This window comes from Phyllobacterium phragmitis (assembly GCF_002980495.1).
Classification (GTDB): domain Bacteria; phylum Pseudomonadota; class Alphaproteobacteria; order Rhizobiales; family Rhizobiaceae; genus Paramesorhizobium; species Paramesorhizobium phragmitis.
On the sequence record NZ_PVBR01000008.1, the window covers coordinates 191,495 to 203,857 of the forward strand.

The following is a 12,363-nucleotide window of genomic DNA, read 5'->3' on the forward strand; positions in this document are numbered from 1 at the left end:
GTGCCGACAGCGGCCGATGTCAGTTCTGGCCGTAAGTCCTGACCAACTCCGGATCAAGTTCAAGAGCATCCAGCCAACCAGGATCGAGCTTCGGAACCGAAGAGAAGAGCAGTTTCGCATAGGGATGTTGCGGTATCTTCATCTGTGCCGGCGTGATCTGCTCGACCTTGCGGCCGCCATACATCACCACGATCTCGTCGCAGATTGCCTCGACCACCGACAGATCGTGGCTGATGAAGATGTAGGATAGCGAAAGCTCCCGCTGCAGTTCCTTCAGGAGATCTATGACGGCTGCTGCGACCACTGTATCGAGAGCCGATGTGACCTCATCGCAAATGATGAGCTTCGGCTCGGCGGCGAGTGCGCGCGCGAAGTTGACGCGTTGTTTCTGGCCGCCTGAAAGCTCTTGCGGCCGCCGGTGACGGAGCGACTTCGGCAGATGCACCATGTCGAGCAACTGCCCGACGCGGGCCTCTCTCTGTTTGCCTCTCATGCCGTGATAGAACGTGAGCGGCCGACCGAGGATTTCTTGGATAGACTTTTCTGGATTGAGCGCGGTGTCGGCGTACTGGAAGACGATCTGCATTTGGCGCAGTTGGTCGCGGCTGCGCTGCCGGACTGCCGCTGCAAGCTCGCGTTTTTCGAAGATGATGGTGCCGGAGGAGGCAGGCAGAATGCCTGCAATGGCACGGGCCAGCGTGGACTTGCCACAACCGGATTCGCCGATGATACCGAGGTTGCGGCCCTTCTCCACGGTCAGGCTTACCTCCTGGACTGCGCGTATCAGCGGCAATCCGTCGGCCTGGATCGGGCCGTAGCCGGCGGACAGACAGCAAACTTCGAGAAGGACTTCGCTGTCCTCCACCACCGTCTCATCGCCACGCGGCTTGGGCTCGTACGCGGCCAGGAGTTCGCGTGTGTAGGGATGTTGGGCACGGGTAAGGATGTCAGCCGTTGTGCCCATTTCCTGCATTTCGCCGTTGCGCAGGACCACGATGCGATCGGCGATCTGGGCGACGACGGCGAGATCGTGCGACACGTAGACGCCGGAAATGCCCCCCTTTTTCATCACCGACTTGAAGGCGCGCAGGACCTCTATCTGGGTTGTGACGTCGAGCGCGGTCGTCGGTTCATCGAAGATGACAAGCTTCGGATCGCCGATCAGCGCCATGGCAGCCGAGAGACGCTGCAACTGGCCGCCGGAGACCTGATGCGGATAACGGCCGCCGATGTTCTCGGGATTCGGCAGCGAGAGCGCGCGAAACAGCTCGACGGCTTTCTGTCTGGCTGCGTCGGCGGGCATTAGTCCATGGATCCGGGTGACTTCGATCACCTGGTCGATGATCCGCTTGGCCGGGTTGAATGCCGCCGCAGCAGACTGGGGGACATAGGCGACTTCGGTGCCGCGAATGGCGGCGCAATCACGTTCACTGAGCGTAACCATGTCCTTGCCGGCGATCCGGACATTACCACCGGAAATGCGACAGCCCGCGCGGGCGTAGCCCATAAGCGTCAAGGCGATGGTGGTCTTGCCCGATCCGCTTTCGCCGATGAGCGCCACGATCTCTCCCGGGGCGATGTTGAGGCTCACGCCCCTAATGATTTCGACGCGGCGGCCAGAATCCGTGGTGGCCTCGACTTTCAGATCACGAACTTCGACGAGGTTTTCCATTCAGGCGCTCCGGTCGCGGATTTTTTGCGGCAGGTTGTCGATCAAGAGGTTCACGCTGATCGTCAGGCTTGCGATCGCCAGCGATGGAACGATGACGGCGGGCGCGCCGAAAGGGAGGCCGCCAACGTTTTCATGCACCAGCGCGCCCCAATCCGCATAAGGCGGCTGCACGCCGAGGCCGAGGAAGGAAAGGCCGGACAGCAACAGCACGATGAAGACGAAGCGAAGGCCGAGATCGGCGAGCACGGGGCCGGTGATGTTCGGCAGGATCTCCGAGCCGATGATGTAGAAGATGCCTTCGCCGCGCGTGCGCGACACCGTGATGTAATCCATGGTGTTGATGTTAACGGCGAGCGCGCGGGCGAACCGATAGGCGCCGGGCGTGTAGATGACAGCGAGCGTGACGATCAGCACGGTGATGGACGAGCCGACCGCCGCGACCACAACCAGTCCGGAAAGCTTACTCGGAATGGAGTTCATCGCATCGAGAAAGCGGCTCAGCGCGGTGTCGAGCCACCCGCCGACAACCGCCGCCGTCATGCCGAGGACGACGCCTGAGAAGCAGGCGATGGAGACGGCGGCAAGCGAGATGCCGACGGTGTAGCGGGCGCCCATCAAAACCCGGGCAAGCATATCGCGGCCGAGATAGTCCGAGCCGAGCCAGAACCGGCTGCTGATCGCGCCGAAATAGTCTTCATCCACGATCTCGCCGACTGGGTGGGGAATGATATGCGGTGCAATCAGCGCGATGATTCCCCAAAAGAGCACGATCGACAGGCCGATCATTCCGACCCAGCTGAAACGGTAGCCGAACTTTTGTGAAAGAGTGATGGATGGTGTCATGATCAACGCAGCCTCGGGTTGGCAAGGATGGCAATGATGTCTGCAAGTGTGATCAGGCTGAGATAGGCGACGCAGAAGATCATGGCGCAGGACTGGATGAGCGGCAGGTCGCGGGTTGCCACCCCGTCGACCATCAGCTTTGCAATGCCTGGATAATTGAAGATGGTTTCGACGATAATCACGCCGCCGACGAGATAGGACAAGGAAAGGGCGACAGCATTGACGATCGGCCCAATGGCGTTTGGCAACGCATGACGCAACACCATGCGCGGGCGGGAGGCTCCCTTCAAAAGAGCGGTTTCGACATAGGGCGTGTTGATGGTGTCGATGACGGCGGCGCGGGTCATGCGGATCATCTGCGCCGCGACAACGAAAGTCAGGCTGATCACCGGCATGGCGTAGACTTTAAGCATCTGCCAGACGGAGGTGACATCATTGGCAAAAGAAAGCGCCGGCAGCCATTTGAGGTAGACCGAGAACACCAGCACCGCCGACGTTGCGACCATGAATTCCGGGATCGAGATGACGCCGATGGTAAGGATGGTCACTGCGCGGTCGTAGAGCGAACCGCGAAACATCGCCGCCGTGATGCCGAGCGTCAGTGCAAGCGGCACGGAGAACAAGGCCGTGATGCCGGCAAGTCTCATCGTATTGACGAAGCGGCCGCCGATCAGGTCCGCCACTGCGACGTTGTTGACATAGGACGTTCCGAGATCACCACTCATGAGCCCACCAAGCCAGCGCAGGAAGCGCAGATAGGCGGGTTCATCAAGGTGCATGGCGCTGCGCAGTCCGGCGACGGCTTCCGGCGTTGCGGCCTGGCCGAGCAGTATCGTCGCAGTATCGCCCGGCAGCATCGCGGTGGCGAAAAAGACTGCAAAGGACACGATCAAGAGTGTCAGGGCAGCGATCAGCAGCCGAACCGTGATGAGATTGAGTACATACGTGCTCAAGAATAGGCCCCCTGCTGGACAGAGTTTTAACATGACGGACAACGCCGCGGGGCGAAAGTCCGGCGGATGGTAATTTGTCAAGCAAGTACCGACCCGCCATGGACGAGGAAGGGAAGGCGCAGCAGTGGCACCTTGCCGCTCCAGCGCGTGTTAGGCCTCCAGCCAGACATATTCGGCGAAGGCGTAACCCATCTGGCCGCCCAGCGGACTGGCCTCCAGGCCCTTCAGGTTACCCGAGAGGGCGTCCACATTGGAAAGAAAGACCGGGATCACTGTACCGGCTTCTTCGGAGATCATGACCTGCATTTCGTCGTAGATCGCCTTGCGTTTCGCCTGGTCGAGAAGACCACGAGCCTCGACCAGCATCCCGTCGAATTTCGCGGACTTGTACTGGCTTTCGTTCCACGGTGCATCGGAGGAATAGAGCAGCGAGAACAGGATGTCGGGCGTGGGGCGCGGGTTGATGTTGCCGAAATGCACAGGCGCCTTCAGCCAGTAGTTCGACCAGTAACCGTCGGAGGGCACGCGCTGGACGTCGAAATTCATGCCGATCTCGGCGCCTGCCTGTTGAACTAACGTGGCCATGTCGACCGAGGAGGTCGCCGCATCGGACGCGACGACTGGGATGGACTGGCCAATCAGGCCTGCCTTTTCGAAATGGAACTTCGCTTTTTCGGGATCGTGGGTCTTCGGCTTCAGTTCGGCATTATAGTAGATGCTCGCGGGCGAAACCGGCTGGTCGTTGGCCAGTTCAGCCAAGCCGCGCATGACCGATTTCCGGATCTGCTCGCGATTGATCAGATGCTTCATGCCAGCCACGAAATCGGCCTTGTTGCCCGGCTCCATGTCGAGGCGCATGTTCAGGTTGGTATAGTTTCCAGACGTGGTCTGCGACAGGACGAAACCGGGTTGGCTTTCCACTAGCTTCATCGAACGGGGCTTGATGGACGCTGCCAGATGAATGTCTCCCGAGAGTAGCGCGTTGACCCGGGCATTGTCGTCGCTGATGGCGAAATATTCGAAGGAGTCGATATATGGCCCTTGGGATTTGAAGTAGTCGGCATTCTTGACAGCAACGGACTTCACACCCGGCTCGAAGCTCTCGAGCTTGAAGGCGCCTGTACCTATGCCCTTGGAAAAGTCTGTCGTGCCATCCTGGACGATCATGAAGTGGTGCATCGACAGGATGGTCGGCAGGTCGGCATTGGGGTTGGCCAGGGTGATCTCTACCGTCAGTGGGTCGACAGCTTTGACGCCGGCGATCTGCTTGGCGATCGAATTGACCTTGGAGCCGACATCGGGATCCAGGTGCCGCATCAGTGAAAAGACGACGTCTTGCGACGATAGTGTCTTGCCGTCATGAAAGGTGACGCCAGAGCGCAGCTTGACCGTCCAGACCTTGGCATCCGAGCTTTCGATATTCTCTGCAAGCTCCATCTGGGTCAGGCCGCTCTTGTCGAGGAAGGTTAGGCGATTGTAGAGCGCGCAGCAGCGCACATAATCCGTCGAGAGTGAGGCCTTGGCCGGATCCAGCGTGTCGGCGGTCGATGACGACCAGCCGGCAGCCTTCAGGTGTCCGCCCGATTTCGGCGTTGCGGCATAGGCGCTGGCGGCTCGCCCGAGAATGGCTCCACTGGCCGTAAGCGCAACGCCCCCGGCCAGCAGCATGTGGAGGAGCTCACGGCGCGTGGCGCCGCGGTGAATGGCATTTTCGACCATCGCGTCGTCTGACGGGGTCCAATTGAGAGTTTTATCGTTCATGTCATTCCCCTTTTTTTGTTGTCTGGTTATCGGGCTGCCTGTCTTGAAGCAGGCTTGGCTCGTCTTTGAGGTGATCGCCGATCAGCTCCGCGCCGCAGTTGCGGCTTCGGCAAGGCCGGCCATCGAGGTAAAGTGGTAGTCCGGCTTGGTGAACTCGGCCGGTTCGATCGTACCGCCATAGCCCTTCTGCGCGTGGCGGCGCTCGATCCAGCAATTGGTCATGCCCAGGTTCCGCGAGACGCCGATGTCGTGATACTGGCTCTGGGCCACGTGCAGGATATCATCTTTGCTTGCGCCCTCACCGGACACGAAATTGAAGACTTGATGAAAGAAGGCCGGGTCGGGTTTCTCGGCACCGGTATCGTCTGCGGTGAAAGCGGCATGGAAGGGATTGCCGAGCTCCGCCGAGAAATGTTCGAACGCCCAGCGGCGGGCATTCGTCATGGCGATCAGCCGGTAGTCTCGGGCAAGCCGCGCCATGGCTTCGGCGCTGTCGGGAAAGGCTTTCCATTTTTTTGCGGAATCGCGCAGGCGCTCGCCATAGGCCTTGTCGACGGGCAAGCCGAGCTTCGGAGCGATGGCAAGGTAGACGCGCACGAGATCGTCCGGGAAAAGATCGGCATCTTCGGCATAGCGGGCGGCGCGATAGAGGCTCAGCGCTTCCTCGCCGTCAATGGTCACGCCCGCTTCGGCCGCGATCCCGTTGAGGCAGGATGTCAGGCCGCCTTCGAAATCGATCAGCGTTCCGACGATGTCGAAACTCATGTATTTGAATTCAGGCAGAGACTTGCTCAATTTCATATCCCCGGTTTCGAACGCACAGGGCGCCACCTCGGCATGCTCGACGAAAGATTATGCTGTTCCTGGTCCCAAGTTTTCCGGGCTCTGTGTCAAAAGCCCCAAATTTTAAGGGGTACGGGCCTTTGCTGTCTTCGAGTTTGGCATCTTGACCACATCGTTTGCGCCGAATCGATGGCATGGTGCGGCACAAAATTCTAAAATGCAGCGCTCCGCGATATTTCAGGAGCACCTATTGGTGGCCGTTTCAGTCCTTCAGCGCCCGACGGACATCCGGATCCTCCAGTGTTTGGTCGAGCGTCTTGGCGGTTCGTTCGAGAATGGCGTCGATGTCCTGATCGGTGCAGCAAAGCGGCGGGGCATAACCCAGCACGCCATTGGCGAAGGCGCGGATGACCAACCCGTTGTCCCAGGCCCGATCGAAGATGCGGCGCGACGGCTGTGCTTCGGCAGGCAGAGGTGTCTTGGTCTTCTTGTCCGAGACCAGTTCGATCGCCGCCAGCATGCCACGGCCGCGCACGTCGCCGACCAGCGGGTGATCCCGCAGTGCCTCGAGGCCCGCCATCAGCCGCCCACCCGCCTTCACTCCGTTTTCCAGCAGGCCGTTTTCGTAAAGCCTCAGCACTTCGAGGCCGACGGCTGCGCTGACGGGATGGGCTGAGTACGTATAGCCGTGGCCGACCGCAGATGCGCCTGCGCCATCGGCAATCACCTGATAGACATGGTCCGCCATGAAAACCGCGCCCATTGGCACGTATCCCGAGGTCAGGCCCTTGGCGGTCGTCATGAAATCGGGGACGATCCCATCGTCCGAGCAGGCAAACAAGGGACCGGTACGGCCAAAGCCGGTGATGACTTCGTCGGCAACAAAAAGGATATCGAGCTCCCGGCAGAGATCACGCATGGCCTTGATCCAGCCTTTCGGCGGAACGATGACGCCTCCGGAACCCTGGATCGGCTCGGCGTAAAAGGCTGCGACCCGATCGGGACCGATCGCCTCGACTTTGCCGCGCAGTGCTGCAAGCGATGCCTCGATGATTGACTTTGCATCCTCCCCGACGGGGTTGCGGTAGGGATAGGGGGACGGAATCTTGTGCTGCCAGTCGAACGGAACGCCGAAACCGGCGTGAAAATTGGGAAGTGCGGTCAGGCCCGCGCCGACCGTGGAGGAACCATGATAGCCCTGTTCGATCGAAATGAACTGGTCGCGCTGCGGTTGGCCCTTGGCGATCCAATAGTAGCGGATGAAGCGGATCGTGCTGTCGATGGCGTCCGAGCCGCCAAGGGTGAAGTAGATGTGATTGAGGTCGCCCGGCGCCCGGTCGGCAAGCTCGGAGGCAAGACGAATCGCCGGTTCGCAACCGAGGCCGAAATAAGCCGTCGCATAGGGCAGTTCACGCATCTGGCGCGCCGCAGCCTCGACGATCGATTCATGACCGTAGCCTGCGTTGACGCACCAGAGGCCAGAGAAACCATCGATAAGCTGATGGCCGGACGCATCTGTAACCATCGCTCCCTTGGCGGAGGCGAGAACACGAACGCCCTGCTGCTCATGGCCGCGATAGGAGGCGACGGGATGGACGAGGTGAGCGCGATCGAGCTCGATGAGGGAATTGCTGTACATTGTCGTCTCCGGTTCAGCCGAGGGCCTGGTTGGCAAGGGCGAAGGTGGTAACCGCAATTACGGCGAGCGGAATGATGGCAGGGCGGCCCATGGCGATGCCGCCGCCAACATGGGCGAGGCCCTGATCGGCAAGCCAGGGGGCAAGGCCGGTTTCAGCGCCGGTGTCGACACGCAGGAAGGCCCCCTGCCGGCGGCTGATGAAGTGGGAAACGAGAGCCTTGGCGTCATTGAGATGTGGCGCGACGACGGGGCCTATCACCTCGCCCCGGCCGAAGTTGCGTATGGCGGCAAAGGCCGAAACGCCGCCGTCGCTGCGGACTACGGCGAATTCGCCGACATCGGCAAGCCTGCGAATGAGCGCGGTGCGGTCGGCGCCGTAAGCCTGCCTGTCGAGGTCGATAATGGCAGGAAGGTCGTCCGCGGTGGCAACGTGTGTGTTTTCAGGCGCTGCGATGGCCAGGGCAATGCCTTGATGCTGAACGATGGTTCCGGTTTCCCGGAAGCCCAGCCGTTCATAAAGTGGCAGTCCATCAGCCGTGGCGACAAGGCGCAGCGGCCGGTCACCGGCGCGCGCCATCGCTGCATCCATGAGCCGCCGCCCAAGGCCGCGCCCGCGCATGCCCTCGTCGACTATCACCATGTTGATCGTTGCGCACTCCTGGCCGTAGGGCGTGAGCAGGATGGTGCCGGCAACCGCGCGCGCGCCAGTGATCGCGACGAAGCCTTCGCTCAGGTCCATCATCAGCCGCCAGTCTTCCGGCCGATGCGGCCAGCCGGCCTGGCGGGACAGCCGGACGGCACCGTCGAGATGTTCCGGACCGATGGGCACGATGGCGATGTCGATCGTCTGCATGGGGCAATACCTTCATTTTCTGACCCCAAGTGTTACGGGCAACGCGCCGGAAGATTGTCTGAAGGCAGTGCCAACGGCGATATCTTCCGCCGTAGCTTCCGGTGGCCGCCGCATCTTATGCCGTGGGGTGGTCGGCAGCACGACCGGAACGGGCTCCAACGTGCCCCCGGCATGGCCGTACTCCGCAACCAAATACCATTACGGCCGGGTGATACGGAACTTTCTGCTTTCAAATTGCGCAATTCAGTCGGCGTGGGCGCCGGAAGCCGACCTATGATCTAACCAACACCAAACCGGCTCTAAGGCCCGCCATATCGAGGACGACGCGCATGACGACCTTCCGCCCGAAATATATCACCTTCGACTGCTACGGCACCCTGACCAATTTCCAGATGGCGGAAGCAGCGCGCGACCTCTATGGAAACCGCATGGATGAACCGAAGATGCTGGAGTTCATCAAGAATTTTGCCGCCTACCGGCTCGATGAGATCCTGGGTGACTGGAAGCCTTATGCCGACGTGATCCACAATTCCCTAGAGCGGACCTGCAAGCGCAACGGTGTCGCCTTCAAGGACGAGGACGCCCGGTTTGTCTATGAGCGCGTGCCGACCTGGGGGCCGCATGCGGACGTGCCGGCCGGTCTCGCAAGGGTTGCCAAGGAAATTCCGCTCGTCATCCTGTCCAACGCCATGAATTCGCAGATCATGTCCAATGTAGAGCAGCTCGGGGCGCCCTTCCATGCCGTCTATACGGCCGAGCAGGCCCAGGCCTACAAGCCGCGCTTCCAGGCTTTCGAATACATGTTCGACATGCTGGGCTGCGGTCCGCAGGATATTCTGCATTGCTCCTCCTCGTTCCGCTACGATCTGATGTCCGCCCATGATCTCGGCATCAGGAACAAAGTCTGGGTCAATCGTGGTCATGAACCGGCCAATCCCTATTACGGCTATGTGGAGATCGCCGACATCACCGGCCTGCCTGGCGTCGTCGGGCTCTAAGGAAAGAAAAAACCCATGAAATACCTGTCCTATTGGCACGATACGGCACCCGGGTTCACGGGCGCAGTCGAGGGGCCGATCGAGGGTCACTACGACGTCGCGGTGATCGGCGGCGGCTTTACGGGCCTCGGCGCCGCGCGGCAACTTGCCAAGGCCGGGACGAAGGTGATCGTGCTGGAGGCGGAGACGGTCGGTTGCGGTGCGTCGGGACGCAACGGCGGCCATCTCAACAACGGTCTGGCGCACAGCTATCTGGCGGCGAAGGCGGAAATCGGCAAGGAGCGTGCCATTGCGCTCTATCATGCGCTGGATGCCTCGATCGACACGCTGGAGGCAATCATTGCCGAGGAGGGTATCGACTGCAATTTCCGCCGGGCCGGCAAGCTGAAGCTCGCCTCCAAGCTGCAGCATTTCGAGAGCCTTGCCAGGAATTTCGAAGCGGTGAATGCCGAAGTGGATGCCGATACGGCGCTGCTTTCGCCCGCCGACCTCAAGAATGAGGTCGGCTCGCCTTTCCACGGCGCGTTGCTGTCGAAGAAGAGCGCGATGATGCACATGGGGCGTTATGTCGTAGGCCTCGCAGGGGCGGCAGGTCGGAGCAGCGCGGTCATTGCCGAAAAGGCGGCGGTCAAGGAGCATCTTCAGAGGGATGGCCGTCATGTGCTGAAGACGGCCAGGGGCATCGTGACGGCAGATCAGGTTCTGGTCGCAACCGGCGCTTACACCACATCGAATTTCAGCTATTTCCGTCGCCGCATCATCCCGGTTGGAAGCTTCATCATCGCCACCCGACCGCTGACGGATGCGGAGGTTGCCGCGACCATGCCCGGCAACCGCACCTGCGTGAACTCGATGAATATCGGCAATTACTGGCGTCTTTCGCCGGACAACCGGCTGATCTTCGGCGGGCGGGCGCGTTTCTCGGCCACGTCCGACCAGCGTTCAGATGCCCGGAGCGGCGCGATCCTGCGCGAAAGCCTCGTGCGGATATTTCCGCAGCTTGCCAAGGTCGAGATCGACTATTGCTGGGGCGGTTTGGTCGACATGACCAGCGACCGTTTCCCGCGGGCGGGCTATCACGATGGGGTTTGGTACGCGATGGGTTATTCCGGCCATGGAGCACAGCTCTCCACCCATCTCGGCATGACGATGGCCGATGCCATGCTCGGACGGCCCGACCACAATCCGCTCAAAGGCCTCGAATGGCCGGCGGTTCCCGGTCATTTCGGCACGCCCTGGTTCCTGCCTCTGGTTGGAATTTATTACAAGGCGCTCGACCGGCTTCAGTAGGGGACCAGTCCGGTTCCCGGCTGGTTCCGCCAGGCAAGCAAAAGGGGGAATTGTTTTCGTAACTCCCCTTCTTCATTCCTGCGGATGGAGGGTTCAGGCGAGCCCGCCGATGTGGAAGGACTTCATTTCCAGATATTCCTCGATGCCTGCCCTCGCACCTTCGCGACCGAGGCCGGACTGTTTGACGCCGCCAAACGGGGCGACTTCGGTGGAGATGGCACCGGTGTTAAGACCGACCATGCCGAATTCGAGCGCCTCGCCGACACGCCAGGCGCGCCTCAGGTTTTCCGTGTAGAAGTAGGCGGCAAGGCCATAGGGCGTACCATTGGCGGTTGTCAGCGCCTCTTCCTCTGTTTCGAAGCGGAAGAGCGGTGCCACCGGGCCAAAGGTCTCCTCGCTGGCAAGCTGCATGTCCGTAGTGGCGCCCGTCAGCACGATTGGCGCGGCATACTGCCCGCCGGCCGGCATGTCCGTGCGGGTCGTGGCAATCGTCGCTCCCCTGGCCAGCGCGTCTTCGACATGGCGATTGATCTTGGCGATGGCGGCCTCGTTGATCATCGGCCCGATCGAAACGCCGGATTCGGTGCCGGGGCCGACCTTCATGGCATTCACGCGGCTGCTGAGCTTTTCGGCAAATGTGTCGTAGACCCCGGCCTGGACGAGCAGGCGGTTGGCGCAGACGCAGGTCTGCCCGCCATTGCGGAATTTCGAGGCGATCGCACCCTCGACAGCAAGGTCAAGGTCCGCATCGTCAAAGACGATGAACGGCGCATTGCCGCCAAGTTCGAGCGAAAGCCGCTTCACGCTGTTGGCCGCGCCGCGCATCAGCAGCGAACCGACCTTGGTCGAACCGGTGAAGGAGATTTTCCGGACCGTCTCGTTCGCCATGATCTCGTTGCCGATGTCCGTCGGCATGCCGGTGACGATGTTGATAACGCCGGCGGGAATACCGGCTCTTTCCGCGAGCCAGCCGATTGCAAGCGCTGAAAATGGCGTGAATTCGGAAGGTTTGATGACCACTGTGCAGCCGGCGGCAAGGGCAGGGGCGACCTTGCGGGTGATCATCGCATTGGGGAAGTTCCAGGGCGTGATGATGCCGCAAACACCGACCGGCTCCTTCAGCACGACGATCCGCCTGTCGGGTGTCGGAGACGGGATGGTGTGGCCGTCTATGCGTCGGGCCTCTTCGGCAAACCATTTGACGAAGGATGCGCCGTAGCGGATTTCGCCGCGTGCTTCGTCCAAGGGCTTGCCCTGTTCCGTCGTCAGGATCAGCGCAAGATCCTCGATGTGCTGGAGCATCAGCCCATGCCAGGCTTCGAGCAGTGCGGCCCGCTCGGCATGGGTCTTCTTCTTCCAGGGGGTATAGGCGGCGGAGGCCGCCTCGATGGCCGCGCGTGTTTCAGCCGTGCCCATGTCCGGCACGGTGCCGACCGCGGATTGAGTGGCTGGATCGATCACGTCGATATTGTTGCCTGACGCCGCCTGTGTCCATTGGCCACCGATCAATGCCTGCTGGCGGAAAAGGCCCGGTTCTTTCAAGGTCTGCATTTTTGTGTCCTGTCCCAACT

10 protein-coding genes are annotated in these 12,363 nt (G+C 61.0%); 2 read left to right on the top strand and 8 right to left on the bottom strand.

Annotated elements, in window-relative coordinates; genetic code table 11:
- Positions 1-19 precede the first annotated feature (19 nt).
- The 7 genes from C5748_RS13210 to C5748_RS13240 form a co-directional block, all read right to left on the bottom strand.
- Positions 20-1,672 (bottom strand): ABC transporter ATP-binding protein, encoded by a 1,653-nt coding sequence (locus C5748_RS13210; RefSeq protein ID WP_105742396.1) that lies wholly within the window; start codon positions 1,670-1,672, stop codon positions 20-22.
- A complete protein-coding gene (locus tag C5748_RS13215) occupies positions 1,673-2,521 on the bottom strand; it encodes an ABC transporter permease (protein WP_425350246.1) in 849 nt (282 codons plus the stop codon).
- A complete protein-coding gene (locus tag C5748_RS13220) occupies positions 2,518-3,468 on the bottom strand; it encodes an ABC transporter permease (protein WP_105742398.1) in 951 nt (316 codons plus the stop codon). The genes C5748_RS13215 and C5748_RS13220 overlap by 4 nt, the downstream gene beginning before the upstream one ends.
- 150 nt (positions 3,469-3,618) lie before the next feature.
- Positions 3,619-5,229 (bottom strand): ABC transporter substrate-binding protein, encoded by a 1,611-nt coding sequence (locus C5748_RS13225; protein ID WP_105742399.1) that lies wholly within the window; start codon positions 5,227-5,229, stop codon positions 3,619-3,621.
- A gap of 81 nt (positions 5,230-5,310) precedes the next feature.
- Positions 5,311-6,024 carry an HAD-IA family hydrolase gene (locus C5748_RS13230; protein ID WP_105742465.1) on the bottom strand — a complete coding sequence of 238 codons (714 nt, stop codon included), beginning with the start codon at positions 6,022-6,024 and terminating at the stop codon, positions 5,311-5,313.
- A 250-nt stretch (positions 6,025-6,274) separates the two neighbouring features.
- A complete protein-coding gene (locus tag C5748_RS13235) occupies positions 6,275-7,651 on the bottom strand; it encodes an aspartate aminotransferase family protein (protein ID WP_105742400.1) in 1,377 nt (458 codons plus the stop codon).
- Between the two features lie 13 nt (positions 7,652-7,664).
- Positions 7,665-8,504: a GNAT family N-acetyltransferase gene (locus C5748_RS13240; protein WP_105742401.1), complete on the bottom strand. Its 840-nt coding sequence runs from the start codon at positions 8,502-8,504 to the stop codon at positions 7,665-7,667.
- Between the two features lie 329 nt (positions 8,505-8,833).
- Between C5748_RS13240 and C5748_RS13245 the strand changes: the two genes are divergently transcribed.
- Together C5748_RS13245 and C5748_RS13250 are read left to right on the top strand one after the other, a co-directional pair.
- Positions 8,834-9,502 carry a haloacid dehalogenase type II gene (locus C5748_RS13245; RefSeq protein ID WP_105742402.1) on the top strand — a complete coding sequence of 223 codons (669 nt, stop codon included), beginning with the start codon at positions 8,834-8,836 and terminating at the stop codon, positions 9,500-9,502.
- Between the two features lie 15 nt (positions 9,503-9,517).
- Positions 9,518-10,792 carry an NAD(P)/FAD-dependent oxidoreductase gene (locus C5748_RS13250; protein ID WP_105742403.1) on the top strand — a complete coding sequence of 425 codons (1,275 nt, stop codon included), beginning with the start codon at positions 9,518-9,520 and terminating at the stop codon, positions 10,790-10,792.
- A gap of 93 nt (positions 10,793-10,885) precedes the next feature.
- On the opposite strand, the gene C5748_RS13255 is transcribed toward C5748_RS13250, so the two are convergent.
- Positions 10,886-12,343: an NAD-dependent succinate-semialdehyde dehydrogenase gene (locus tag C5748_RS13255; RefSeq protein ID WP_105742466.1), complete on the bottom strand. Its 1,458-nt coding sequence runs from the start codon at positions 12,341-12,343 to the stop codon at positions 10,886-10,888.
- Positions 12,344-12,363: the final 20 nt, after the last annotated feature.